The sequence below is a fragment of the Paenibacillus sp. S02 genome (assembly GCF_019454065.1).
In the GTDB taxonomy this organism is placed as follows: domain Bacteria; phylum Bacillota; class Bacilli; order Paenibacillales; family Paenibacillaceae; genus Paenibacillus; species Paenibacillus polymyxa_B.
This window is the reverse complement of record NZ_CP073682.1, coordinates 3,942,118-3,968,743: the sequence shown is the minus strand read 5'-3', so window position 1 is coordinate 3,968,743 and position 26,626 is coordinate 3,942,118. Positions and strand designations below refer to the sequence as shown.

Below are 26,626 nucleotides of genomic sequence, written 5' to 3'. Positions count from 1 at the left end.
CTTTTGTGGAGAGAAGCTATGCCAAATGCTCAAATACCTGTTCTTAAAAAGAACAGAACGAAAAAAAGAACAAGCCGGAAGATTGCTATTCTTCTCATTTTGTTGTTTATCGTACTGCTCGCTGTTCTCTTTTTCCGTTCTTCGTTGAGTCGGGTTTCTGAAATTCGTTTTGATGGTAATGTATTTTCGACCCGAGATCAGCTTCTTAATCGAAGCGGTCTGGCTGTTGGAGATCAGTATTTCGGAGTCAGTTCATCCGACATCTCTGAGAAACTGCGGGAAATTCAATCGATACAGCAAGTCACAGTGGACAAGCAGTTTCCGGGGATTATTGCTATTCACATTAAAGAGTTTGCTACGGTCGCTTACGAGTTGCAGAGTGACGGGAGCCTTCGTGCTATTCTAGCGAACGGGACAAGCGTGGGCGTGGGGAGTAGCGGAATAGCCGTTGAGAAGCCTATTTTGACCAAATGGAAATCTGATGATCCGTACAAAGCGAAGCTGTGTGATGCTTTATCGCGCATTCCGGGGGAATGGACAGCCGATATTTCGGAAATCATTCCCGCGCCGATTCCTTCTTTTCCGGACCGTATCAAAATGTACACACGTTCCCAGTTTGAGGTTATTACAACCGTTTCTCTACTGAATTCTAAAATCAGCTATTTGAACCAGGTGCTAGAAACAGAAGATCCAGGTTTGATCACCATGTTGGAGGCGGATTCGTACGTTCCGTTCAAACCTGATACGAGTGAAGAGGGCCAAGAAAAAGATACTACTCAGTGATGTGAAAAAATGCTAGAATTGATTTTATGGGTAATAGACTTGCCTCCTTCTTTTTTCTTCAAATTTTTATGTGACTGCAACCATAAATTGGCTTCTAAAAAATTTGTAGAAAAAAGAGGGAAAGCATGGAGTTTGTTGAATATGTACAGAGTGTGTTTAAAGAACGAAATTCATTTTGGAGTCAGGAGGTGCCACAGACTTGAGCAACAATGACATCATTGTTAGTTTGGACATCGGTACATCCAAAGTTCGGGCTATTATTGGGGAAATGAATAATGGAACCTTTAATATTATTGGAGTTGGATCTGCCGACTCGGAAGGGATTCGCAAAGGTGCAATTGTAGACATTGATCAAACCGTGCAATCAATCCGTAACGCCGTGGATCACGCAGAACGCATGGTTGGTATTCAAATAACAGAAGTGTATGTGGGGATTTCAGGCAATCATATTGGCCTGCAAAATAGTCATGGCGTAGTAGCCGTGTCCAACGAGGACCGTGAAATCGGTGAGGAGGACATTGAGCGTGTACTGAAGGCAGCTGAGGTTATTGCCGTACCACCGGAGAGAGAAATTATTGACGTGGTAGCCAAGCAGTATGTCGTGGATGGCCTTGAAGGCATTCAGGACCCTCGCGGTATGATTGGAGTTCGTCTCGAAGTAGAGGCTACGATTGTTACTGGAGGCAAGACCCCGATACATAATCTGTTGCGCTGCGTTGAGAAAGCCGGCTTGAGGATTAAAGATCTGGTCTTGCTACCTCTTGGAGCCGGACAATTGTCTCTTTCGAAGGATGAAAAGGTGATGGGTTCGGTGCTGGTGGATATTGGTGCAGGTTCTACGAATGTTGCCATTTTCCAGGAAGGAACGATTGTTGCCACATCTACACTTCCGATTGGTGGAGAATTTGTAACCAATGATATTGCCTACGGACTGAGAACCCTTACCGATCAAGCCGAAAAAGTAAAGCTTAAATACGGCTGCGCATGGTATGATGATGCGGCAGCCGATGTCGTCTTTAAAGTGACGCGTATCGGCAGTAATGTGGATAAGGAGTTCAACCAGCAGGATTTGGCTGCTATTATTGAGCCGAGAGTGCAGGAAATTTTTCAACTCATTCAGGCGGAAGTTAAGCGCTTGGGTTACACAGAGCTTCCGGGAGGTTATATACTTACCGGAGGCACCGTCTCCATGCCTGGTGTACTTCAGGTGGCACAAAGCGAACTGGCCGCTTCCGTAAGGATCGCCGTACCTGATTTTATCGGTGTAAGGGATCCGGGTTACACGAGCGGAGTTGGAATCTTGCATAATGCTATTCGTTACTATCGCGGAAGATCGACTAGCGTTAGCAACAGTGGCGGAAGTACCAAGAAGCCGACTAACCGAACCAAAAGCAGTAGTCCCGCTGCGGAAGGCGAGCAAAAGCAGGGGTTGATTGAACGCTTAAAAAATATGTTCAGTGAATTTATATAACGTTCATTGCTAATTATGCCAATCATGGACGGGCCATCCATGCACATTGAGGGGGAGATGGAATAGTATGTTGGAATTTGATTTTGAAATGGAGAGCTTGGCTCAAATTAAAGTGATCGGCGTCGGAGGCGGCGGCAGCAATGCGGTTAACCGAATGATCGAAAATGGTGTTCAGGGTGTGGAGTTCATCACAGTCAATACAGATGCCCAGGCACTTCATTTAGCGAAGTCTGAGCATAAGCTTCAAATTGGGGATAAGCTGACTCGCGGTCTGGGTGCCGGCGCTAACCCCGATGTGGGTAAAAAAGCGGCTGAAGAATCGCGTGAGCTCATTATGAATACGCTCAAAGGTGCGGATATGGTATTCGTAACGGCGGGAATGGGTGGCGGTACTGGAACCGGAGCGGCTCCTGTCATTGCTGAAATTGCCAAGGAATGCGGCGCGCTGACTGTAGGCGTGGTAACCCGACCATTCACGTTTGAAGGGCGTAAGCGTTCCAATCAAGCTGAACTTGGTATTGAGGGATTAAAAGAAAAAGTAGACACTTTGATAGTAATCCCGAATGACCGTTTGCTTGAAATTGTGGACAAGAAAACCCCAATGTTGGAAGCATTCCGTGAAGCAGACAATGTTCTGCGTCAGGCGGTACAAGGTATTTCAGATTTGATCGCTGTACCGGGTCTAATCAACCTCGACTTTGCTGACGTTAAGACGATCATGACGGAGCGTGGCTCCGCTTTGATGGGGATTGGCGAAGCAACTGGTGAAAATCGTGCGGCTGAAGCAGCACGCAAGGCTATCATGAGCCCGTTGTTGGAGACATCCATTGAAGGTGCTCGTGGTGTGATTATGAACATCACTGGTGGCAACAACCTGTCTCTGTATGAGGTTAATGAGGCAGCTGAAATTGTAACATCGGCTTCCGATCCGGAAGTAAACATGATTTTCGGTGCTATCATTGACGAAGAGTTGAAAGAAGAGATCAAGGTTACCGTCATTGCCACTGGCTTTGAAGGCAAGCCAAGTCAACCGGCACCGGGACGTAAACCGGCAGCCAACCCGGCTACTTCCGAATCGGCGGAAAAAGGCTCTCCTAACTTGCGTCCATTTGGTAACACTCAAAGCAGTGACCAATTAGACATTCCTACATTCTTACGTAACCGTTCGCGCAATAATAATAACGATAACTAGTTTCAATTCGGACTGCCCGCATTCTCCCAGGAGATGCGGGCTTCTTTCTGTTTTCCGTATCCTCCAGTTCAGGTGCTTCTCCTCTTTCCGACAAAATTAGTCGGTCACCGTCCCCACCGTTAGACAGACTTTGAACAGCATGACTACTATACTTAAGCCTATCCTGCAAACGCTGGGCGGGTGAAGCCTTGGTTGTTTATATCGACTTGATTTTTTTGGCCAATTTGTTCATTGATGCTGTGCTGCTGATGGTCACCGCCTGGATGAGAAAAATTCGTCCAGTGTGGTGGAGGTTGATGGCTTCAGCTGGAATCGGCGCAATGTATGTGGTCATGATGTTTGTGCCGGAACTGTCCTTTTTATTTACGTTCCTGATCAAACTGGCATTATCGGTCATAATGCTGCTGGTGGCTTTTGGATTTGGCAGCATGCAAAAGTATCTTCGTACAATGGGTGCTTTTTACATGATCAATTTTGTAGCTGCAGGTGGCATTTTGGGGATGCATTATTTTCTCCAAAATACGGGGGAATTGTTTAATGGTATCTGGTACACCGCTTCGGGAGGAATGTCTTTTGAACTGAAAATCGCATTCTGGTTTATTTTATGCGCATTTGGCGGAGTGATGCTTTTCTTTCGTATTGTGCAGTCCTCAAAGCAGCGCACAGAAAGGATGAGTGGGTTTCTGGGACAAGTGCAGGTGTGGATTGGGCAGGATCATATTGAGTGTACAGGCTTGTTGGATACAGGTAACCAGCTCTATGATCCTTTGACCCGAACCCCCGTGATGGTCATGGAGGCGGCCTTGTGGGAATCGTATTTGCCCGCCTCCTGGCTCCGAAAATGTTCTGAGGGGAATGCTGACCAACTGGTGATGGAACTGGGGGACGAATCGTTTAGCTGGCAGGATCGTGTTCGTCTCGTCCCTTATCGTGGAATTAACCGCAATCATTCCTTTATGCTAGCCATTAAACCAGACCGGGTAGAGGTGGTGATGAATGGGGTTCATTTTGTACATCATCGAGTGTTGATTGGCTTGGATGGGGGAACATTGTCAGCAGAGGGTAAGTATCGCGCCATCATCCACCCGGATGTGACGGCACAAGAAGAGGGCAGTGCTGATACCAACCAGAAACGAGATGCACAGTTTAGTGAGCATTTTACGGAATCAGGATGACGGAGCATAAACACAAAATGATGTTTGAAGACGACGAGAAATATCCAATGGTGAAATGGGCGGAGCACAGCTGGAATTGCACTATTTTCAAAAGGGGGAGAATGATATGCGGGAACAGATGAAATTGAAGATGAAAATTAGGCTAGCGTTGCAATTGCAATATTATCGTATTTTATTTTTATTTGGGCTGAAAAGTGAAGAAATTTATTATATTGGCGGCAGCGAGGCGCTCCCCCCACCGCTGACGAGAGACGAAGAAGAATATTTGCTGGGGAAACTTTCTTCTGGAGATGCAGCAGTACGGTCGATGCTAATCGAAAGAAATTTGCGGTTAGTCGTATATATTGCCCGTAAATTTGAGAATACGGGAATCAACATTGAGGATCTCGTATCCATCGGTGCTATTGGACTAATCAAAGCGGTTAACACTTTTGATCCAGAGAAGAAAATCAAACTTGCGACATATGCGTCTCGATGCATTGAGAACGAGATTTTGATGTATTTGCGTCGCAATAGTAAAACGAGAACGGAAGTTTCTTTTGATGAGCCTCTGAATATTGATTGGGACGGTAATGAATTATTGCTTTCCGATGTGATGGGGACGGAAAATGATACCATTTACCGTAATATTGAGGAGCAGGTGGACCGTAAATTATTGCATAAGGCACTGGATAAGTTGACGGATCGAGAGCGTTTGATTATGGAGCTGCGCTTCGGCTTACAAGACGGAGAAGAGAAGACACAGAAGGATGTTGCTGACCTGTTGGGTATCTCGCAATCGTATATTTCGCGTCTGGAAAAGCGAATTATAAAGCGCTTACGAAAAGAATTTAATAAAATGGTATAATGCATGGGTATATCCGGAAGCGATGGAAACAGCGAATAAAAAAATGCCCTCAGGAGATAATGTACATTAATGTTGCTCCTTGGGAGGTAAGACACGATGACCCGAAATAAAGTGGAAATTTGCGGTGTGGATACCGCCAAACTGCCGGTATTAACCAATGCAGAAATGCGTGAGTTGTTCACATCACTTCAGCAAAATAATGAACGATCAGCCAGAGAAAAATTGGTCAACGGCAATCTCCGACTCGTCCTGAGTGTGATTCAACGATTTAACAATCGGGGAGAGTTTGTGGACGATTTGTTTCAGGTAGGATGTATCGGCCTAATGAAGGCGATTGATAATTTTGACCTTTCGCAAAACGTAAAGTTCTCCACTTATGCGGTGCCGATGATTATCGGAGAGATCCGCCGTTATTTGCGGGATAACAATCCGATCCGTGTATCTCGTTCGTTACGGGATATTGCATATAAGGCGCTTCAGGTGCGGGACAGTCTGACGAATCTGAACTCGCGAGAACCAACGATTTTTGAAATTTCAGAGGCACTGAATGTGCCTAAAGAAGACGTTGTGTTCGCGTTGGATGCGATTCAGGATCCGGTTTCGCTGTTCGAGCCGATATATCACGACGGGGGCGACCCAATCTATGTGATGGATCAGATCAGTGATGACAGAAATAAAGACGTCTCATGGATTGAGGAAATCGCTCTGCGGGAAGCGATGCATCGCCTGGGCCAGCGTGAAAAGATGATATTGTCTATGCGTTTTTATGAAGGAAAGACGCAAATGGAGGTTGCCGACGAGATCGGTATCTCTCAAGCCCAGGTTTCAAGATTAGAGAAGTCGGCTATACAGCAAATGCAAAAACATGTAAAGTCCTAATGAAATGAATGCTTGAATGATTCAGCGATAAAAACGATCCTACCCGGATCGTTTTTGCGTTTACAGGACATTTTTTAGGCTCTTCCGCTCATATAGTGAAATAAAGGATGTGATGCGTGTGAGTGCACCTGAAACGTCAGTAAGAGCAATGAAAATTTCCGAGTTTCAGACCAAGGATGTCATAAACATTGTAGATGGACGACGTCTGGGACAAATCAGTGATTTGGAGATTGACGTGCGGCAGGGGAAAATTGAAGCCATTGTGGTTCCAGGCAGCAGCCGTTTTATGGGCTGGTTTGGAGGCGGAAGCGAGTTGGTCATTCCGTGGCGCAACATTGTGAAAATTGGTTCGGATGTTGTGCTTGTGCGACTGGAAGGATTGCATGAGCCGCCGGGTGAAGGGGAGGAAAAGTTGTATATCGAACGTCAAGAGCGGAGTGACCGACGGGGCTTATGAACTTGCAGATCTACGTATTTTAGTGTGTTGTGAAGACACGGCGGCGGCTTTTTGGTACACTGGGCAGTAGAGGTGAGAATGAATGGAACCATTTGTAGTGAACACCGAGGCTACGGGGGCTACGCTAATGCAAAATGGCGGACGTCCCGTACCGGAGTTGTTATATATACAATCTTGGGAGCGGCAGGTTCAGGGATTAACAGCGGGTTTTACAGGTCGTCATGGCGGTGTCAGTGAGGTGCCCTACGCTAGTCTGAACTGTGCGTTTCATGTAGGGGATGACCCCGAGCAAGTTATTCGTAACCGTCGGCTCATTGCTGAGCAGCTTGGCTTTGCTGCTGAAGCGTGGACGTGCGGTGAACAGGTTCATGGTCATCATGTTGCTGTGGTCAAGGCTGCTGATCGCGGGCGGGGCTTTATGGATCGTGCATCCGCTTTTCAGGACACAGATGGACTTTTGACGAATGTACCTGGCATTTTGCTGACGTCCTTTTATGCAGACTGTGTACCATTATATTTTTGTGATCCAGTCCGCCGTGTGATTGGGTTGGCGCATGCAGGCTGGAAGGGAACCGTTGCGGAAATCGCATTGAAAATGGTACAGACCATGCAAAACGAATATGGATCTCTTCCGTCTGATATACTAGCAGCTATTGGTCCTTCCATTGGTTCTGAATCCTATGAGGTGGATGAGCACGTGATGAGCCAAATTCGGGTTTTGGAGCATGATTGCCCGGGTAATGATAAATGGGAAGGTTCTGTTTACTTCCCCTTAACCGACGGAAAAACACTACTTGACTTGAAACAATGCAATCGACACATTATGATGAAAGCAGGAATATTGCCGAGCCATATCGAATGTACTACCTTATGCACGAGTAGCCGTAGCGATTTGTTTTTTTCATATCGCAAAGAAGGCGGCGTCACAGGAAGAATGGCGAGTTGGATTGGTCTGGAAGAGAGGTGAGTCCTCCCGTGTCTTTGGAGGAACGAATTAAAGAAGTGAATGCCCGTGTAGAAGCGGCATGTGTCCGAAGCGGACGTTCGCGTGATGAAGTTAATGTGATCGCTGTCACGAAATATGTTTCGGCGGCGACAATGACATCGGTATTGGATAGCGACTTAGAGCATGTGGGCGAAAATCGCTGGCAGGATGCTGCGGATAAATGGAGCAAGTTGGGTGACCGGGGAACGTGGCATTTTATTGGTCATCTCCAAACGAATAAGGTTAAAGATGTGATTGGAAAATTTAAATTTATACATTCGCTTGACCGCTTATCGCTCGCTCAGGAATTGGACAAGAAGGCAGCCGCTCTGGGACTGAGAGTTAAGGCTTTTGTGCAAGTCAATATTTCTGGGGAAATATCCAAATATGGCTTGTCCTCTGAGGCGGTTGTCCCCTTTTTGGAAGAAATTCGCGAGTTGGAGCATGTGGACGTGATTGGCTTGATGACGATGGCTCCTCATGAGGAAGACCCGGAAAAAACTCGGCCTGTGTTTCGGGGATTGCGTGAATTACGGGATAGGTTAAATGGACAAGCCTTGACCAGAGAACCCATCGTTCACTTGTCTATGGGAATGTCCAATGATTTTGAAGTGGCGGTTGAAGAGGGAGCGACCTGGCTACGGCTTGGTTCCGTACTGGTCGGACGAGAGGAGGATTTCCATTGGGCGTAATGAATAAGTTCATGAACTTTCTGGGGCTTCAGGAAGAAGAGGAAGTTATAGAGCGAGAGGTTATGAATACGCCAGAAGATCAAGAAATTGAAACCCCAAGCTTTGATAAACGTAAGAACCAGAAGGGCACTAATGTTGTCAGCATCCATTCACAGAAAAATGTGAAAGTTGTCCTGTATGAGCCGCGTTCTTATGATGAAGCACAGGAAATTGCCGACCATATCCGTTCCCATCGCACCGTCGTAGTTAATTTACAACGAATTCGCAAGGATCAGGCGCTGCGCATTATTGATTTTTTGAGTGGTACTGTGTATGCACTGGGTGGTGGAATTTCCAAGGTCGGGAACAATATTTTTCTGTGTACACCAGATACGGTTGAGATTCAAGGCTCTATTACGGAAATACTGGCTGATACTGAACAAGAACTTAACAGAATGAGGTGAACTTTTCTTGATCGAGGTAATTTACTGGCTATTTCAGATTTATTCGTACATGATCATTGCATATGTTCTGCTGTCATGGCTTCCTAATGCCAGAGAGAGTGTAATTGGTGATTTACTTGCCAAGTTTGTGGAGCCGTATTTGTCTCCTTTTCGCAGGTTTATACCGCCAATCTTCGGGATGATTGATATTTCTCCCATCGTTGCGCTGATCGCTCTGCGTTTTGCGTCATACGGTTTGATTTCTTTAATTGGTAATCTCGTCTAGGAGGAGTTATGCGAACTGAGATTTATGAGCATTTTCACCCGGATGAACGGGATTATGTGGATCGCGCTTCCGAATGGATCAGTCATGCGGGAGCTTATCATGAGCAGAAGCTGACTGATTTTTTGGACCCGCGCCAGCAGTACATATTGGAGACACTTGCTTCGAAGGAAGACAAGGTCACGATTAGGATTGATGGAGGATACATGGCTTCAGAACGAAAGCGGGCGCTTATTGCGCCCGATTATTCGTATTTGGACGGTGAGGAGATGGGGATTCAGGTCCTTTCCATCACATCTGACGATCATAAAATAGGTACCCTTGAGCACGGTGACTATCTAGGTGCCCTACTGGGGCTTGGAATCAAACGTGGGAAAATCGGGGACATTCATGTACTTGATGATGGGTGCCATGTATTGGTAGCTTCAGAGATCGGTGATTTTATGACAATGCATTTGCAGCAGGTACATCGTGTTCATGTATGGACAGAACTGTTGCCTGTAGCGAGTCTGCGAACGAAGGAAGTTGCATTAGAGGTGCTAGATCTGACGGTCGCTTCTTTGCGCCTGGACGGTATTGCCAGCGACGTGTACAAGCTAAGCCGCAGTAAAATATTAACACCGATTCGGGCGGGACGGTGCCGGGTAAATTGGAAGGTGGAGGAGAATCCATCCACTCCACTTAAAGCTGGGGACGTTATTTCCATGCAGGGTTTTGGGCGTTTCAAAGTGCTTGAAACAGACGGGATGACAAAAAAGGGAAGATTCCGTGTCAAAATTGGTAAGTTTGTATAGCTGTAGGCAGGAATCACGAGCTTTCTGTCGAAAGAATTAAGCTATAGCGAAGAACTGGAACGATTTTGCTCTGTACAGTATTCACAAAACGGGGTATGATGACCGATAGATGATAGTGAGCGTCGTGACGCGGAAAATGTATTTTTTGTCAATCTTATAGGAGGTGGACGGCATGCCATTAACGCCATTGGATATACATAACAAGGAATTTGCCCGCCGGCTTCGCGGTTATGATGAGGATCAGGTTAATGAATTTTTGGATCAGGTGATCAAAGATTACGAGGGCGTTATTCGTGAAAATAAAGAACTGAGCACCGAGTTGTTGAACGTACAGGAGAAGCTCGATCATTTCGCGACGATTGAGGATACGCTGAGTAAGACGATTATCGTGGCGCAGGAAGCGGCTGATGAAGTTCGTAACAACGCCAAGAAAGAATCCCAACTGATCGTGAAGGAAGCGGAAAAAAATGCGGACCGTATTGTGAACGAAGCATTGTCTAAATCCCGCAAGATCGCGTTGGAGGTTGAAGAACTGAAGAAGCAGGCATCGATTTACCGAGCACGGTTTCGTACACTGGTGGAAGCACAGCTTGACTTGTTAAGTCAAGACGGCTGGGAAGCCCTTGAAAACCGGGAACGGGAAGTACTGGAGCGCGAGCGTGAGATGAAAGAAATTTACTAATTTCATTTCTGACAAGCTTTTATTAGGCTTTGTTAGGGTTGACTTTTATCTTTAAACAGGCTATAACTGTAAATACTATACTGAATTCAATGATTATCCGTCTGTCGGCTGATGATTGTTATTCAAGGCAACGATGTTGCTGATTTAATATTCGATGAATTTAACATGTTTAATTCGTTGATGGGAACGAGTACGTCATGATTTGTCCCTCAGAGAGTTGGCCTTCCGGTGCAAGCCAACGTTCAGAACATGACCGAAGATCCTCCCGGAGAAGTGAGCTGAAGCGCTTAAGATTTATGGCGTGTGTAAGCAATCACCGTTTGCCATGCGTTATAATGGCGCCCTGCTGTAGTTGAGTGGGGCTCAGAGAGCCGTGATGAGACTGTATTTTTAGAATGGTCTGTTTTTACGGAATCAGGGTGGTAACGCGAGCACAGTCTCGTCCCTTTACAGGGATGGGGCTTTTTTTGTTGCTTTTTTTAGGAAATGCTATGGAAATCAATGATGAGCAGAGAGGGAGTATGACAGTATGAACAGAGTGGATGTTAAAGAAAAAGCACGGTCCCGTGACCTGCGCATCCTGAGCAAATGGAAACAAGAGGACACATTCCGCAAATCCATCACAAATCGTGAAGGAAAGCCAAATTTTGTATTTTATGAGGGCCCACCAACAGCTAACGGTAAACCGCATATCGGTCACGTGCTGGGCCGTGTAATTAAGGATTTTGTAGGCCGCTATCAGACAATGAAGGGGTACCGCGTCGTACGTAAGGCAGGCTGGGACACGCATGGCTTGCCGGTAGAATTGGGTGTACAAAAGCAACTGGGAATCTCCCACAAACCTGAAATTGAAGAATATGGCGTTGAAAAGTTTATTAAAAAATGTAAGGCAAGCGTGTTTGAGTATGAGCAACAATGGCGTGATCTAACCGAAGCGATCGGATACTGGACAGACCTCGATAACCCGTACATTACATTGGATAATAACTATATCGAGAGCGTATGGAACATTTTGGCGACAATTCATGAAAAAGATCTGTTGTATCGTGGTCATCGTGTGAGTCCGTATTGCCCGGATTGTCAGACGACGCTAAGTTCTCATGAAGTAGCGCAGGGCTACAAAGATGTGAAGGATCTGAGTGCCACGGCGAAATTCAAGTTGCATAGCAGTGGTGAATATGTACTGGCTTGGACGACAACTCCTTGGACCTTGCCGAGTCACGTGGCGCTCGCTGTCAACCCTGAACTGGAATATGCACGTGTGAAGCAGGAAGACGGTGTATACATCGTTGCTAAAAATCTGGTTGAGGACGTAATTAAAGGCGATCATGAAGTGATTGGCACACTATCCGGTTCAGAACTGGTTGGCCAAACGTATACCCCGCCATTTACGTATTTTCAGGTTGAGAAGGGTAATCAGATTCTGGGTGCGAAGTTCGTAACAGACTCCAGCGGTACAGGTATCGTTCATATGGCTCCGGCGCATGGTGAGGATGATTACCGGGTATGTCGTGAAAATGGTGTTGAGTTCATCAACGTGGTGGATCTCCAAGGTAACTATGTAGAGGAAATCACTGATTTTGCAGGCCGTTTTGTGAAAGACTGTGATGTAGATATTGTGAAAATGCTGTCCGAAAAAGGCTTGCTGTACAGCAAGGAAAAATACGAGCATAGCTATCCGTTCTGCTGGCGCTGCGATACTCCATTATTGTACTATGCTATGGACAGCTGGTTTATCAAAACAACTGCGATCAAGGATCAATTGATTGCCAACAACAGCGAAGTCGAATGGTACCCAGGGCATATACGTGAAGGACGTTTTGGCAAGTTTTTGGAGGAACTGGTGGATTGGAACATCAGTCGCGATCGCTATTGGGGTACACCGCTAAACATCTGGGTTTGTGAGGAAACTGGAGAACAGTTCGCTCCACATAGTATTGCTGAATTGAGGGAACGTGCGATTGGCGATGTACCAGCGGACATCGAGCTGCACAAACCATATGTAGATGATATTAAGGTACGTAGCCAATGCGGTAAATACGAAATGACTCGTACACCGGAAGTAATCGACGTATGGTTCGATAGTGGCTCCATGCCGTTTGCACAGCATCATTATCCTTTTGAAAATAATGAAACGTTCGAGCAGCAATTTCCGGCAGATATGATCTGCGAAGGGATTGACCAGACTCGTGGCTGGTTCTATAGCTTGCTTGCGGTTTCGACTATGCTGACTGGCAAAGCTCCTTATAAAGCTGTCATGGCGACAGGCCATGTACTGGATGAGCAGGGACAGAAAATGTCTAAATCCAAGGGTAATGTTATTGATCCGTGGGAAGTGATTGACGAGTACGGTACAGATGCTTTCCGCTGGGCATTGCTGTCTGATAGTGCACCATGGAATAGCAAACGTTTTTCCAAAGGCATTGTAGGTGAGGCTAAATCGAAGCTGGTGGATACGCTTGTCAATACACACGCTTTTCTGACCTTGTATGCGGATATCGACGGATTTGATCCGGCACAGCATCCGTTCAAACCATCGGCTCATAAGTTGGATCGCTGGATTTTGTCCCGTCTGAACAGCCTGATTTTGGTAGTGGACAAAGCGCTGGCTGTAAATGACTTCTTGAACTCATCCAAAGCGATTGAGTCCTTTGTAGATGAGCTGAGCAACTGGTATATCCGTCGTTCACGCGACCGATTCTGGGGCAATGGTCTTACAGAAGATAAGCTGGATGCATACCGTACACTGACCGAAGTGCTGTTAACGACTGCCAAACTACTTGCGCCGTTTACACCACTGCTTGCAGAGGATATTTACCTCAATCTGAGCAACGGGGAAAGTGTTCATTTGGATGATTATCCGACTGCCAATGAGTCCTTGATCGATCTGGAACTGGAACGAGACATGGAAACGGCACGTCGTGTCGTCGAATTGGCGCGTAACGTCCGCAACGAAACGGGTTTGAAAACGCGTCAACCGTTGTCCGAGTTGATTCTGTCCATGGATCAGGATTTTGAACTGAGTGGCTATGAGGAAATCATCAAAGATGAGATTAACGTGAAGCATATTCATGTTGAGACGGACGATAGCGGCTTTGTAGATTTTACACTGAAACTGAATTTGAAAGTAGCAGGCAAGAAATACGGCAAAAATGTCGGTTTCCTACAAAACTTTTTCAAAGGAATGTCTGCTGAGGATACCCGTTCTGTTGTAGAAAAAGGAGTGTTAAACGTCGCTTCTCCAGAAGGTGAAGAGCTGCAAGTTACGGCCGAAGAACTGCTGGTGGAGAAAAAAGCGAAAGAAGGCTTCGCTTCTGCTTCCGGTTATGGCTTAACGGTAGCGTTGAACACAGACATTACGCCGGAGCTGGAGCAAGAGGGCTGGGTACGTGAAGTAGTTCGTGCGGTACAGGATTATCGTAAAAAACTGGATCTGCCGATTGAAAAATATGTGGCGTTGACGTTGGATGTAGATAACGAGCTGCGTCAGGCCATCGAAAGCTTCGACTCTGTGTTGCGTGAGAACGTATTGGTTACTACTGTGACATTTGGTCAAGCCGAACCGGCAGAACATGTGGATGTGAACGGTAAAACCATCGGCGTTCATATTGGAGAATAATTACAAGCCCCCTGTCCCATAATACAATAACAGGCAGCATATAAAAACGAGCCTAAGCATCGAAAACGGTTTTTCTCCGTTACGTGCTTCGGCTCGTTTGCTGCGTTCAGGGCAGCCATGGGAAAAGGGGGATTGTGCATATGACGGCACGATCAAGGCGTAGACAGGGGAGAAGTCTCCGAGGGATGAACGGAGAGGGAGCTGCCGTAGCCGCAGATAAAAGCAAAACAGGTAATCAGGCAGAGCAATTAAGTCGTGTTGAAAAGCTGATACGTGCTGTGTCAGAGCAGATGGAACGGACACGTATTGCAGATTATGCTTTGCTGCTGAATAAGCCTTGGCGATTACTCTGGCTAAATCTAATATCAGGCGTTTCCCGGGGAATCGGCATCGCGCTAGGTTTTACTTTTTTTGCCGCTACCATTATTTATGTGCTGCAAGTGCTCGGAGCGTTGAATTTGCCGATTATCGGTGATTATATCGCTGATATTGTACGGATTGTACAACGACAATTGGAGCTTACTACCTATTAGGCAGCGATCTCCACTTTGATGTTCACGATTCGTCTTCGTGCGTATCCGGCTCCAGTAGACCTTCGCCCTCGCCATCTTCGATATAACGCTGATAAATGGAACTACGAATAACGGAAACATTTTGTCCATAAATGTCAGTAGCAACAAAGCTTTCGTATGGTTCTACGAAGCCCATATTATCGTCGCCTGCTTCAATTTCCATATCATCATAACTGTGGATTTCTCCACTTTCGGCCATGGCTGGTGTGTTAGAGGTGCCCCAATTTTCGACTATCTGCCAAGCATCTTCACCGTCGAAGCCGTTTTGATCATCCCGCTCATCCAGACTCGTTCTGCCGAACGAGGGAGCGAGAAATTCTTCCTCTACTGGGCGGCGGTTAGACACTTCTGTTTCGGGACTGTACTCTTTGCAGTAAATGGTATAGGGAACAGCCAGTAGGCGCTCATAGGGAATGGGTTTACCGCTGGCGGCACAAATGCCATACGTCCCCTTTTCCATGGCCATCAGAGCTGATTCGATGCGTTCTAATTGGAATTCGTCGTGCTCCAGCAAGGAAATATCCTTGGCTCGCTCGTAGGTTTCGGTAGCCAGATCTCCTGGGTGGTTATCAATAGGAGAAAGCTCGCCGGTTTGATCGCGTTGGGAATCGCCGAGTCCGTAATGGCCGTTGTCCTGCAAACGATGCTCAATTTCTTTTTTGCGTTCCAGCAGTTCGTTACGCAAGCCCTGCAATTGTTGTTCCGTCAATGGGGACATGGAATCCTCTCCTTGTTCTAGGTTTACATGCGCATGCGTTGTGTCGAGTATGCTCCTTGTAGTTTGCACCGGGAAGACCTCTTTTACATAGGAAATTCTAATCAAATGCGAAGGAGTTCATTTTATGGATGATCAGTGCTTGATAGCTTGCGGGTTTCGTGGACGATCTGAGAACGCTTATGCTACAATAAATGGGTTCAACAACGGATATAAGCGGATCGGAGTGACGAAGGACTGTGATTTATTTTGGTATTGCGCTAATTATTTTTTTGATTGATCAGGGAGTTAAATATTTGGTGGCTACACGGATGGAATTGTACGAGCAAATACCAGTCATCGGCAATTTCTTTTTAATCACCTCCCATCGTAATCGTGGAGCCGCTTTTGGGATTTTGGAAGGTCAACGTTGGCTTTTTATCGTGATTACAATTGTAGTGGTGATTGGTATCATCTGGTACCTGCGAAAAACAGTCAAGGCTGGACAAAAGCTACTTCCTGTTGCGCTAAGTTTGGTGCTGGGGGGAGCAGTCGGTAACTTTTTGGATCGAGCTATTTCAGGGGAAGTAGTTGATTTTGCACAATTTAATTTTGGAAGCTATACGTTCCCCATTTTTAATGTGGCAGATTCGGCGATTGTCATCGGTGTAGCACTGATTATTTTGGATACATTGCTGGAATCGCGTCGGGAAAAGGGAAATGGCAATGATAGCATTGAAGGGAAGTCATAGCATGAGCGAAGTGAATGAAAACGGCGAAGCCGCAGGTCTGTCTTATGAGGACGAACTGGAGAGTGAATCTCTGGAATGGACAGCGGATTCCGGGGATGCCAAAACACGTATAGACAAATATATCGCTGAAGAAATGAAGGAAGTGTCTCGTTCTCAGATACAGCTGTGGATCGGAAATGGTCGGGTGCTGGTGAACGGTACGGCGATCAAGGCGAACTACAAGCTGGCTGAAGGAGATCGTATTGTATTATCGGTACCGGAGCCAGAAAGTGTAGATATTGTACCGGAAAATATTCCGTTGGATGTCGTTTACGAGGACTCGGATGTTATTGTTATTAACAAGCAACGTGGTCTGGTTGTGCATCCTGCACCGGGACACTCTTCGGGAACATTGGTTAACGCACTGATGTACCACTGCCACGATCTTTCCGGCATCAACGGGGAATTACGTCCTGGTATTGTTCACCGTATTGATAAGGATACATCAGGACTGCTGATGGCGGCTAAAAATGATCAGGCTCACGCATCACTTGCAGCACAGCTTAAGGATCATAGTGTGACTCGGAAATATATAGCCTTAGTTCACGGTCATTTGAGCCACGATCAGGGAACGATAGATGCTCCGATTGGCCGCGATTCGGGTGATCGCAAATTGTTCACAGTGACGGAACGTAACAGCAAGCATGCAGTCACCCATTTTCTCGTCATTGAACGCTTGGGGGATTATACCCTGCTTGAACTTCAATTGGAAACAGGACGCACACACCAAATTCGTGTTCACATGAAATTTATTGGACACCCATTGGTTGGCGACCCTATGTATGGGCGTAGCAAAGGGGTTCGTATGGATGGTCAGGCGCTGCATGCGGCGGTACTGGGCTTTAAGCATCCATCCACTGGAGAATACATGGAATTCAACAGACCGATCCCTCCTGATATGGAGGATGTGTTAGCATCCTTGCGTAGTCGCTAAAACAATGATAATTTGCATTCCTATTCACAAACCTGAATAAATTATTAAGTTAAACCGCCTAAATGGCGGTTTTTTTATTGTGGGATAAGGTATGGGTAAAAACAACTATGGATAATTATACAATGAAGTTGTATAATTATTAGAGTGCTTCCGGTGGTTCCGGTTGAACGGGTGTTGACACACGATTTTCAATCTGTCATACTTCTTGTAGTTGCGATGAACTTTGTCCAAGAGATGGCTAACCATCTCACACTATGAGAAGCAGGACAAAGGAAATCCTGAATAGCACCTTTAAATCAGTCCCGTGAGGCTGGCAAGGTAACGTGAATGGATCACTGATCAGTGCATCCGCTGCGGCGGTATGTCTTCAGTGTGTCCGAGAGATCGGAGAACAGTAGAAGACTGTTCACACGAGACTCCTTGCCAAACTTGGGCAAGGAGTCTTTTTTGTATCCGAACACGGGACCAGGTCTGAAGGGAACATCACCTGAGGAGGCTGGAAGCATGAGTAATGAAACACATGTACTGATGGATGAAATTGCGATTCGTCGGGCATTGACACGGATTGCACATGAAATTTTGGAGAAAAACAAAGGTATTGACGATTGTGTGCTAGTTGGTATTCGAACACGCGGAGTTCATCTGGCAGAACGCCTGGCTGAAAAAATTGCTGAGATTGAAGGCGCGCCAATTCCATGGGGAGAGCTGGATGTCACAGCTTACCGGGATGACCGGAGTAGCGTAGCCGAAGCTAAAGGAAATGGAAAAGAGCTTTTGATGAATCCTGCTGACGTATCGGTTCATGATAAGAAAGTCATTCTCTTTGACGATGTGCTGTATACAGGCCGCACCATCCGCGCGGCGATGGATGCATTGATGCACTGCGGACGACCGCAAATGATTCAGCTGGCAGTGCTAGCGGATCGCGGACACCGTGAGCTTCCGATTCGTCCGGATTACATCGGCAAGAACATCCCGACCTCCAAATCTGAGGAAATCGTAGTAGCCCTTCAAGAGACGGACGGTAAGGACGAAGTGACAATCATTCAGAACCGGGGGGAACAGCTATGATCACAACAGCCAGTCAACTTAAAGAACGTAGCCTGCTCGGGTTAAAGGAACTTAGTCGAAATGAAATCGAGTCCATTCTGGATCGCGCTCATTATTGGGAGTCTCAACCAGAAAAACTGGTTCCAGTACTGCAATCACGCTTTGCGGCCAACATGTTTTTTGAAAACAGCACTCGCACCCGCTTTTCTTTTGAAATGGCAGAGAAGCGGCTGGGCGCCCAGGTTTTGAACTTTTCCGCTGCGGCTTCCAGTGTGGAAAAAGGGGAGTCCATTTACGATACAGTACGTACGCTCGAATCCATGGGCATTGATGCAGGAGTCATCCGGTTAAAGCCAGCCGGGGTGCTGCAAGAGCTCGCTGAGAAGGTCAGTGTCCCACTGGTTAATGCGGGGGACGGCAACAATGAGCATCCAACGCAGGCTCTGCTGGACCTGTACACCATGCGCAAAACTTTCGGTGAGCTTAAAGGCTTGAGAGTATCCATCATAGGAGACATTCTGCACAGCCGTGTCGCTCGCTCGAATCTGTGGGCCTTGCAAAAATTCGGAGCCAAGGTTAGCTTCTGCGCTCCTGATAATATGCAAGCACCTGATCTTGCGGCGTACGCGCCTTATGTTCCGATGCAAGAGGCACTACAGGCGGACGTGGTCATGATGCTTCGGGTACAACTGGAACGGCATGCTGAAGGGATGTTGCGCTCAGCGGATGAGTATCGAGAGCAGTACGGTTTGACAGAGAAAAGAGCAGCGAACCTGAAGCCCGGAACGATTATCATGCATCCAGCTCCAGTGAATCGGAATGTGGAAATTGATAGTGCAGTTGTGGAAAGCGAACAATCGCGAATTTTTCCGCAAATGGCAAACGGGGTTCCAATCCGCATGGCGGTTATGGAACGGGCAATGAAGCTGTAGAAGCTGTCAGTAGGATCGTGGGAAAAAGTTGCAGAAAACTGAGCGGAGGAATATTTCAGATGAAACAATTAATAATGAATGCAAGCGTATTGAACGAGCAGGGCGAGGCTGAATTGAAATCCATCCTAATCGCCGACGGAAAAATTTTGGCTATCGCAAATGCAGATGCTGGAGTCAGCCTACTTATAGAAGAAGGGGCATCTGAGCAGGAACGCGAAGTTGAAAAAATCGACGCCCATGGAAAACTGGTCATCCCCGGTTTAATCGACATGCATGTGCATCTGAGAGAACCTGGCTTTGAATATAAAGAAACGATTGAAACGGGCAGCCGTGCGGCGGTGAAAGGCGGATTTACGACGATTGCCTGCATGCCAAACACACGTCCAGTGACTGACAATGTGGACACAGTCCAGCTGGTATTGAAAAAGGGACAGGAAGCCGGGCTTGCCAAGGTTCTTCCTTACGCAGCCATTACGAAAAACGAACTGGGGCGTGAGCTGACAGATTTTGAAGCGCTCAAAGCAGCGGGTGCAATCGGCTTTACTGACGATGGTGTCGGGGTGCAAAGCGCGCAAATGATGAAGGATGCCATGGCGCGGGCCAAAGCACTGGATATGCCGGTTATTGCACACTGTGAGGATAATACGCTTGTTGAAGGAGCGGCGGTGACGGACGGCGAATTTGCCAAGCGCCACGGACTTAAAGGCATTCCGAACGAATCCGAAGCCATTCACGTCGGACGAGACATTTTACTATCCGAGGCAACCGGGGCACACTATCATGTATGCCATGTCAGCACGGAGCAGTCAGTGCGGTTAATCCGCCACGCGAAATCTTTTGGCATCAAGGTAACGGCTGAGGTATGCCCACATCACTTGGTATTGTCAGATGAGGACATCCCTGGGCTGGATGCGAACTGGAAAATGAATCCTCCGCTCCGCTCCCCACGTGATGTGCAGGCATGCATCGAGGGACTGGAAGACGGTACGATTGACATCGTCGTAACCGACCATGCAGCGCACAGTGAGGAAGAGAAGGCAAGAGGTATGGAACTGGCGCCATTCGGAATCGTTGGATTTGAGACGGCCTTCCCGCTGTTGTACACAAAATTCGTAGCTACCGGACAGTGGACGCTGGACTTTCTAGTGCGTCGTATGACTGCTGATCCAGCGCGTGTCTTCCGCCTTGATACGGGACGCCTGGAAGAAGGGGCTCCAGCTGACCTGACCATGATTGATCTGGAGCAGGAGCAGGCAGTTGATCCGCAAACGTTTGCCAGCAAAGGGCGCAACACTCCTTTTACAGGCTGGAAGCTCAAAGGCTGGCCCGTGAAAACTTGGGTAGACGGCAAACTGGTATGGTCTGCTGACGAAGCAAAATAAATAGAACCACTAAAAAAATAGAACCTAATAGCAGGAAACAATATAGAGGAGTGAGACGGGATGCAGGCAAGATTGTTACTTCAGGACGGCACGCTGTTTACAGGCACATCATTTGGTGCGGAAGGTGAAAAAACAGGCGAGGTCGTTTTCAACACAGGGATTACAGGCTATCAAGAGGTGCTGACTGATCCCTCTTATTGCGGACAAATCGTAACGATGACTTACCCGCTGATTGGCAATTACGGAATTACTCGGGATGACTTTGAATCGGTAAGGCCTTATGTCCATGGCTTTGCTGTTCGACATTACGAGCCGGCGCCAAGCAACTGGCGTGCACAATACAGCGTGGGCGATTTGCTGAAGGAATATGGCATCATTGGCATTAGCGACATCGACACCCGCATGCTTACCCGGATTATTCGCCATCACGGCACAATGAAGGGCATTTTGACGACTGGTTCCCAGCCGCTGGAAGAACTGAAAGAAATGATGTCTGACCTTACCATTGAAGAATTGCGTAATCAGGTTCCTATGACTTCCACACCTCATCCGTACAGCAGTCCTGGCAACGGAGAGCGGATTGTATTGATTGACTACGGTGCAAAAAGCGGCATTTTGCGCGAACTGAATAAACGGGACTGCGATGTGGTTGTCGTACCACATGATACGACGGCTGAGGAAATTCGCCGCTTGGACCCGGACGGTATCCAGCTGTCTAACGGCCCTGGAGATCCAAAAGACGTACCCCATGCCGTTCGTACGGTAGCTGAACTGTTAGGGGAATACCCGATTTTCGGAATTTGCTTGGGACACCAGTTGTTTGCTTTAGCTTCGGGAGCGGATACGGAAAAGCTGAAATTCGGACATCGCGGTGGTAACCATCCGGTGAAAGAACTGGAGAGCGGACGCTGCTTTATCACATCGCAAAATCACGGCTACACGGTAAATGAGGATTCGATCCAAGGAACTGAGCTTGAAGTGACGCATATTAATAACAACGATAAAACGATTGAAGGTCTTAAACATACCAAGTATCCCGCGTTTTCGGTTCAATATCATCCAGAGGCTGCACCAGGACCTTACGACAATGGCTACCTGTTTGACCGTTTTCTGGACATGATCCGTGAGCACAAAAGAAATCATCCAAAGCAACCGCGTCAGGCTGCTATCGCCGCCGCAGTGAGAGGAGAGCGCTAATATGCCGAAAAATACAGAACTTAAAAAAATACTTGTGATCGGTTCCGGTCCTATCGTTATTGGTCAGGCAGCAGAATTTGATTACGCTGGTACACAAGCTTGTCAAGCGCTCAAAGAAGAAGGCGTCGAGGTAGTACTGATCAACAGTAATCCGGCAACCATCATGACAGACACCAACATGGCAGACAAAGTATACATCGAGCCGATTACACTTGATTTTGTAACACAGATTATCCGTCAAGAGCGTCCAGATGGTCTGCTTCCTACGCTGGGAGGACAGACAGGTCTGAATATGGCAGTGGAACTGGCTCGCGCCGGAGTGCTGGAGCGTGAAAACGTCAAGCTGCTGGGAACTCAACTGAATTCGATAGAACAAGCTGAAGATCGTGATCTGTTCCGTGATTTGATGCGCGAGTTGGAACAGCCTGTACCAGAGAGTGTAATTGTAACAACCTTAGAAGAATCGTTAGAATTTGCTAATGAAATCGGTTATCCAATTATCGTTCGCCCTGCTTATACACTAGGGGGAACAGGCGGTGGTATCTGCTCTACAGAAGAAGAACTGCGTGAAACCGTCAGCTCTGGCTTAAGATACAGTCCAATCGGACAATGTTTGGTGGAAAAAAGTATCGCAGGTATGAAGGAAGTCGAGTATGAGGTCATGCGTGACGGCAATGATAACTGCATCGTTGTTTGTAATATGGAGAACTTTGATCCAGTCGGCGTGCATACTGGTGACAGTATCGTCGTAGCTCCGAGTCAGACGCTGTCAGATCGCGAATACCAAATGCTGCGCTCCGCTTCTCTGAAAATTATCCGCGCCCTCAATATCGAAGGCGGCTGTAATGTACAGTTTGCGCTTGATCCGCACAGCTATCAATACTATGTAATTGAAGTAAATCCGCGCGTAAGCCGCTCCTCGGCGCTGGCTTCTAAGGCAACCGGATATCCGATTGCTAAAATGGCTGCCAAAATTGCACTGGGCTATACGTTGGATGAAATTGTGAATCCGGTAACGGGACAAACGTATGCTTGCTTTGAGCCAACACTGGATTACATCGTGAGCAAAATACCACGCTGGCCATTTGACAAATTCATTTCTGCCAACCGCAAGCTGGGCACGCAAATGAAAGCAACAGGTGAAGTCATGGCCATCGGACGCACATTCGAAGAGTCCATCCATAAAGCGGTACGGTCGTTGGAAATCGGTGTAAACCGTCTGCATCTTAAGGGAGCCGAACAGCTGTCTGATGACGTGCTCAAGGATCGCCTGATTAAAGCAGATGATGAGCGTTTGTTCTTGGTAGCTGAGGCGTTCCGTCGCGGCTGGCAGCAGCAGGAGATTCAAGATTTGACGAAAATTGACTGGTGGTTCCTCGATAAGGTAGAGGGAATCGTCAAGTTCGAAGCCATCATCGCTGGAGAGTCTGAGCTGACCTACGAAACACTCTATCAGGCCAAACGTAAAGGTTTTACCGACCGCTCTATCGCCGAGATTCGCAGTATGGGCCAAAAAGACAGTATGACAACCGAGCGTGAGGTACGTGAATTCCGTCTAGCTCAAAACCTGCGTCCGGTCTACAAAATGGTAGATACGTGCGCAGCCGAGTTTGAAGCCACAACTCCGTACTACTACTCCTCTTACGAGGTGGAAAATGAAGTGATTCCATCTAACAAAGAGAAAGTTATCGTACTCGGCTCCGGACCGATTCGGATCGGGCAAGGGATTGAATTTGATTACTCCACCGTACATGCGGTATGGGCTATTCAAAAAGCGGGCTACGAAGCAGTGATTATCAATAACAACCCGGAGACGGTATCTACGGACTTTAACACATCCGACCGCCTCTACTTTGAACCGCTCTTCTTCGAAGATGTAATGAATGTCATCGAGCAGGAAAAACCGATTGGGGTTATCGTCCAGTTCGGTGGTCAAACGGCCATTAATCTTGCAGCTCCGCTGAGTGCGGCAGGCGTGAATATTTTGGGTACGAGTCTGGAAAGTATCGATGAAGCGGAAGACCGGAAAAAGTTCGAGCAACTTTTGTCTCGTCTGGCTATCGCACAGCCTAAAGGCAACACGGTCACATCGGTAGATGAAGCAGTAGGAACCGCACAGGCGCTAGGCTATCCAGTCCTGGTACGTCCATCCTACGTTCTGGGCGGGCGCGCTATGGAAATCGTGTACTCAGATACGGAATTGCTGCGGTACATGGAAGAAGCAGTTAAAATCAATCCAGAGCATCCGGTGCTCATCGACCGTTATATGCTGGGTAAAGAAGTTGAGGTCGACGCTATCTGCGACGGCAAGACAGTACTGGTACCAGGCATAATGGAGCATGTAGAACGGGCCGGGGTTCACTCAGGTGACTCGATCGCGGTGTATCCACCACAGCACTTGTCTGCCGAGCTGAAACAAAAAATTGTGGAAATTACAATCAGCATCGCCAAAGAATTAAAAACGATCGGTTTGGTAAATATCCAGTTTGTCATTCATCAAGACCAGGTGTACGTGATCGAGGTTAACCCTCGTTCCTCGCGGACGGTTCCTTTCTTGAGTAAAGTAACAAATATCCCGATGGCGAATCTGGCCACACAGGCTATTTTGGGCGGTAAGCTTAAAGATGCAGGTTATTCAGAAGGTCTATGGCCTGAAAGTAATTATGTCTCGGTTAAGGTTCCGGTATTCTCCTTTGCCAAACTGCGCCGTGTAGAGCCGACGCTGGGTCCGGAAATGAAATCGACAGGTGAAGTCATGGGACGCGATATTCAGTATGCCAAAGCACTGTACAAAGGACTTGTGGGGGCTGGCATGAAAATTCCGTCCACTGGAGCAATCATCATTACAGTGGCAGATAAGGACAAAGAAGAAGCTGTTGAGTTGATGCAGGGCTTTTACAGACTGGGCTATAAAATTATTGCAACAGGTGGAACGGCGGCTGCTATGAAGCAGGCCAATATTCCAGTGAACACGATCAACAAGCTGAGCGAAGGTAACCCGAACATCCTGGATATGATCCGTACGGGTGAAGCCAACTTTGTCTTCAATACGCTGACCAAAGGCAAAACGCCAGAACGTGATGGATTCCGTATCCGCCGCGAAGCGGTTGAGAATGGCATTGTCTGCATGACCTCACTGGATACAGTACGCGCTTTGCTAAGAATGCTGGAAACGATCAATTTCACATCCGAATCCATGCCGGTCCTGAGTAACTAATGCGTTACGAATAGATGTGGGGAAATAAGTAGCACAGGGAAGGACATTCATCAGCTTCGGCTGACGGATGTCCTTTATCACGGGCAAATGTACCCGAATTGACGTGAAAAGGGGATGTAGAACGGTGAATGGAGCATTTCAGCAGATGGCAGGACGGCTGATGGTTGCACTAGATTATCCCAATGCACAACAGGCTGAGCAGTTAATTCGGCAGCTAGAGGGGATTCCCTGTTATATAAAAGTAGGTATGCAACTGTTTTATAATGCAGGGCCAGCTTTTGTAGAACAGCTAAAGTCCAGAGGATACTCCGTATTTTTGGATTTGAAAATGCATGATATCCCTAACACGGTGCGGGGAGGGGCAGAAAGCATTACCCGCCTAGGTGTGGATATGTTCAACGTACATGCTGCTGGGGGCGTTAATATGATGTCAGCCGCTAAAGCAGGTGCAGAAGCAGCTATTTCCGCAGACAGCTCGCTTTCCATGCCGCTCATTATTGCAGTCACACAGCTGACCAGCACGGATCAGACGACTATGAATAAGGAGTTGGGTATTCCTGGCACGGTACAGGATACAGTGGTTCGTTACGCACAACTGACGCGTGAGGCGGGACTGGATGGTGTGGTAGCTTCACCTTTGGAAGTGCCTGCCATTCGTGCTGTATGTGGATCAGACTTTAAGACGATAACTCCTGGCATACGCCCTGCAGGTAGTGCTGCAGGCGATCAGTCGCGTGTGCTTACACCTGGGCAAGCCATTGCCCAAGGCAGTAGCTACATTGTTGTTGGACGTCCTATCACTGCAGCAGCAGACCCACGTGCCGCAGCGGAACACATTATTGAGGAGATGATACAAGTATGACCACATTCAATAGTATCCCCGAGCAAATCGCATCCCATCTGTTACGTATTCAGGCGGTGGCATTGCGCCCGCAACAGCCTTTTACATGGACATCCGGCATTAAATCGCCAATCTACTGTGACAATCGTCTGACCATGTCCTACCCGGAGGTACGCGAGCTGATCGCAGACTCATTTGCTGCCCTCATTCGTGAGCAATATCCCGAAACCGAAGTCATTGCAGGGACAGCTACAGCAGGGATTCCTCATGCGGCCTGGGTGGCGCAAAAGCTAAATCTGCCAATGGCCTATGTGAGGGACAAAGCCAAAGGACATGGGAAAGAGAACCAAATTGAAGGCCGCATCAGCGCAGGACAAAAGGTTATGGTCATCGAGGATCTCATTTCTACAGGAGGCAGCTCCATTAAAGCAGCACAGGCCGTAGCACAAGCAGGCGCTCAGCCGTTAGCGGTACTAGCTATTTTCAGCTACCAGCTAGATAAAGCGACTCAAGCCTTTGAAGAAGCAGGTGTGGAGCTGCAAAGCCTGTCCAATTATACAGCCCTGATGAACGTTGCCTTGCGTGAAGGAACTATTCAGGAAGAAGAGATGGAACTGCTGCGTTCCTGGCGTCAGGATCCGGCTTCCTTTGGCAAATAAGATGAGCTATAGGGGCCAACAGAGCTAATGATTAGAGCGATTCGTACTCGTTGCTAACCATTGTAGATTGTTATGG

The 26,626-nt window shown here is 47.4% G+C and carries 25 protein-coding genes and 1 other annotated feature; of the genes, 24 read left to right on the top strand and 1 reads right to left on the bottom strand.

Annotated features, from left to right (window positions below; genetic code table 11):
- Positions 1 to 18 precede the first annotated feature (18 nt).
- From KAI36_RS17600 to KAI36_RS17530, 15 genes are all read left to right on the top strand, one after another.
- On the top strand, positions 19 to 783 hold the full coding sequence (locus KAI36_RS17600; RefSeq protein WP_071641754.1) for a cell division protein FtsQ/DivIB: 765 nt from the start codon (positions 19 to 21) through the stop codon (positions 781 to 783).
- Positions 784 to 982: 199 nt separating this feature from the next.
- Positions 983 to 2,254: a cell division protein FtsA gene (gene ftsA / locus KAI36_RS17595; RefSeq protein WP_013311085.1), complete on the top strand. Its 1,272-nt coding sequence runs from the start codon at positions 983 to 985 to the stop codon at positions 2,252 to 2,254.
- A gap of 67 nt (positions 2,255 to 2,321) precedes the next feature.
- The gene (gene ftsZ / locus KAI36_RS17590; RefSeq protein ID WP_013311084.1) at positions 2,322 to 3,446 is read left to right on the top strand and encodes a cell division protein FtsZ; all 1,125 of its coding nucleotides are present in this window, start codon (positions 2,322 to 2,324) and stop codon (positions 3,444 to 3,446) included.
- A 188-nt stretch (positions 3,447 to 3,634) separates the two neighbouring features.
- Positions 3,635 to 4,621 carry a sigma-E processing peptidase SpoIIGA gene (spoIIGA, locus tag KAI36_RS17585; RefSeq protein ID WP_220025581.1) on the top strand — a complete coding sequence of 329 codons (987 nt, stop codon included), beginning with the start codon at positions 3,635 to 3,637 and terminating at the stop codon, positions 4,619 to 4,621.
- 106 nt (positions 4,622 to 4,727) lie between these two features.
- Positions 4,728 to 5,468, top strand: a complete 741-nt coding sequence (gene sigE / locus KAI36_RS17580; protein ID WP_013311082.1) for an RNA polymerase sporulation sigma factor SigE — start codon at positions 4,728 to 4,730, stop codon at positions 5,466 to 5,468.
- Between the two features lie 96 nt (positions 5,469 to 5,564).
- Entirely contained in the window at positions 5,565 to 6,347 is a 783-nt protein-coding gene (sigG, locus tag KAI36_RS17575) for an RNA polymerase sporulation sigma factor SigG (RefSeq protein WP_007431182.1), read from the top strand.
- A gap of 118 nt (positions 6,348 to 6,465) precedes the next feature.
- Positions 6,466 to 6,804 carry a YlmC/YmxH family sporulation protein gene (locus KAI36_RS17570; protein WP_025718640.1) on the top strand — a complete coding sequence of 113 codons (339 nt, stop codon included), beginning with the start codon at positions 6,466 to 6,468 and terminating at the stop codon, positions 6,802 to 6,804.
- Positions 6,805 to 6,886: 82 nt separating this feature from the next.
- Positions 6,887 to 7,771: a peptidoglycan editing factor PgeF gene (gene pgeF, locus KAI36_RS17565; RefSeq protein WP_025718639.1), complete on the top strand. Its 885-nt coding sequence runs from the start codon at positions 6,887 to 6,889 to the stop codon at positions 7,769 to 7,771.
- An 8-nt stretch (positions 7,772 to 7,779) separates the two neighbouring features.
- Positions 7,780 to 8,481: a YggS family pyridoxal phosphate-dependent enzyme gene (locus tag KAI36_RS17560; RefSeq protein WP_220025580.1), complete on the top strand. Its 702-nt coding sequence runs from the start codon at positions 7,780 to 7,782 to the stop codon at positions 8,479 to 8,481.
- Positions 8,472 to 8,924: a cell division protein SepF gene (locus KAI36_RS17555; protein WP_013311078.1), complete on the top strand. Its 453-nt coding sequence runs from the start codon at positions 8,472 to 8,474 to the stop codon at positions 8,922 to 8,924. Before KAI36_RS17560 ends, KAI36_RS17555 begins: the two co-directional genes overlap by 10 nt.
- Positions 8,925 to 8,931: 7 nt before the next feature.
- A complete protein-coding gene (locus tag KAI36_RS17550) occupies positions 8,932 to 9,189 on the top strand; it encodes a YggT family protein (protein WP_220025579.1) in 258 nt (85 codons plus the stop codon).
- Positions 9,190 to 9,197: 8 nt separating this feature from the next.
- Entirely contained in the window at positions 9,198 to 9,980 is a 783-nt protein-coding gene (locus KAI36_RS17545) for a YlmH family RNA-binding protein (RefSeq protein ID WP_220025578.1), read from the top strand.
- Between the two features lie 172 nt (positions 9,981 to 10,152).
- Positions 10,153 to 10,662: a DivIVA domain-containing protein gene (locus tag KAI36_RS17540; protein WP_023989434.1), complete on the top strand. Its 510-nt coding sequence runs from the start codon at positions 10,153 to 10,155 to the stop codon at positions 10,660 to 10,662.
- A 168-nt stretch (positions 10,663 to 10,830) separates the two neighbouring features.
- Positions 10,831 to 11,112: a binding site (T-box leader), on the top strand.
- A gap of 79 nt (positions 11,113 to 11,191) precedes the next feature.
- The gene (ileS, locus tag KAI36_RS17535; RefSeq protein WP_069080397.1) at positions 11,192 to 14,281 is read left to right on the top strand and encodes an isoleucine--tRNA ligase; all 3,090 of its coding nucleotides are present in this window, start codon (positions 11,192 to 11,194) and stop codon (positions 14,279 to 14,281) included.
- 140 nt (positions 14,282 to 14,421) lie between these two features.
- Positions 14,422 to 14,814, top strand: a complete 393-nt coding sequence (locus tag KAI36_RS17530) for a DUF5665 domain-containing protein (protein WP_230486204.1) — start codon at positions 14,422 to 14,424, stop codon at positions 14,812 to 14,814.
- A 22-nt stretch (positions 14,815 to 14,836) separates the two neighbouring features.
- Here KAI36_RS17530 and KAI36_RS17525 read toward each other — a convergent pair whose 3' ends face one another.
- Positions 14,837 to 15,571: a TraR/DksA C4-type zinc finger protein gene (locus KAI36_RS17525; protein WP_025718631.1), complete on the bottom strand. Its 735-nt coding sequence runs from the start codon at positions 15,569 to 15,571 to the stop codon at positions 14,837 to 14,839.
- Between the two features lie 236 nt (positions 15,572 to 15,807).
- On the opposite strand from KAI36_RS17525, the gene lspA reads away from it, so the two are divergent.
- The 9 genes from lspA to pyrE all read left to right on the top strand — a co-directional run bounded on the left by lspA (position 15,808) and on the right by pyrE (position 26,550).
- Entirely contained in the window at positions 15,808 to 16,299 is a 492-nt protein-coding gene (lspA, locus tag KAI36_RS17520; RefSeq protein WP_220025576.1) for a signal peptidase II, read from the top strand.
- 1 nt (position 16,300) lies between these two features.
- The gene (locus KAI36_RS17515) at positions 16,301 to 17,272 is read left to right on the top strand and encodes an RluA family pseudouridine synthase (RefSeq protein WP_220025575.1); all 972 of its coding nucleotides are present in this window, start codon (positions 16,301 to 16,303) and stop codon (positions 17,270 to 17,272) included.
- 504 nt (positions 17,273 to 17,776) lie between these two features.
- On the top strand, positions 17,777 to 18,343 hold the full coding sequence (gene pyrR / locus KAI36_RS17510) for a bifunctional pyr operon transcriptional regulator/uracil phosphoribosyltransferase PyrR (protein ID WP_220025574.1): 567 nt from the start codon (positions 17,777 to 17,779) through the stop codon (positions 18,341 to 18,343).
- A complete protein-coding gene (locus KAI36_RS17505) occupies positions 18,340 to 19,254 on the top strand; it encodes an aspartate carbamoyltransferase catalytic subunit (protein WP_023989427.1) in 915 nt (304 codons plus the stop codon). Before pyrR ends, KAI36_RS17505 begins: the two co-directional genes overlap by 4 nt.
- Positions 19,255 to 19,313: 59 nt before the next feature.
- Complete coding sequence (locus KAI36_RS17500) at positions 19,314 to 20,636, top strand: dihydroorotase (RefSeq protein WP_220025573.1); 1,323 nt, start codon at positions 19,314 to 19,316, stop codon at positions 20,634 to 20,636.
- Between the two features lie 60 nt (positions 20,637 to 20,696).
- Positions 20,697 to 21,833 carry a glutamine-hydrolyzing carbamoyl-phosphate synthase small subunit gene (carA, locus tag KAI36_RS17495; protein ID WP_071641736.1) on the top strand — a complete coding sequence of 379 codons (1,137 nt, stop codon included), beginning with the start codon at positions 20,697 to 20,699 and terminating at the stop codon, positions 21,831 to 21,833.
- A 1-nt stretch (position 21,834) separates the two neighbouring features.
- Entirely contained in the window at positions 21,835 to 25,050 is a 3,216-nt protein-coding gene (carB, locus tag KAI36_RS17490; protein WP_220025572.1) for a carbamoyl-phosphate synthase large subunit, read from the top strand.
- A 67-nt stretch (positions 25,051 to 25,117) separates the two neighbouring features.
- Positions 25,118 to 25,912 carry an orotidine-5'-phosphate decarboxylase gene (gene pyrF / locus KAI36_RS17485; protein ID WP_276572448.1) on the top strand — a complete coding sequence of 265 codons (795 nt, stop codon included), beginning with the start codon at positions 25,118 to 25,120 and terminating at the stop codon, positions 25,910 to 25,912.
- Complete coding sequence (gene pyrE, locus KAI36_RS17480; protein ID WP_013311063.1) at positions 25,909 to 26,550, top strand: orotate phosphoribosyltransferase; 642 nt, start codon at positions 25,909 to 25,911, stop codon at positions 26,548 to 26,550. The genes pyrF and pyrE overlap by 4 nt, the downstream gene beginning before the upstream one ends.
- Positions 26,551 to 26,626 lie beyond the last annotated feature (76 nt).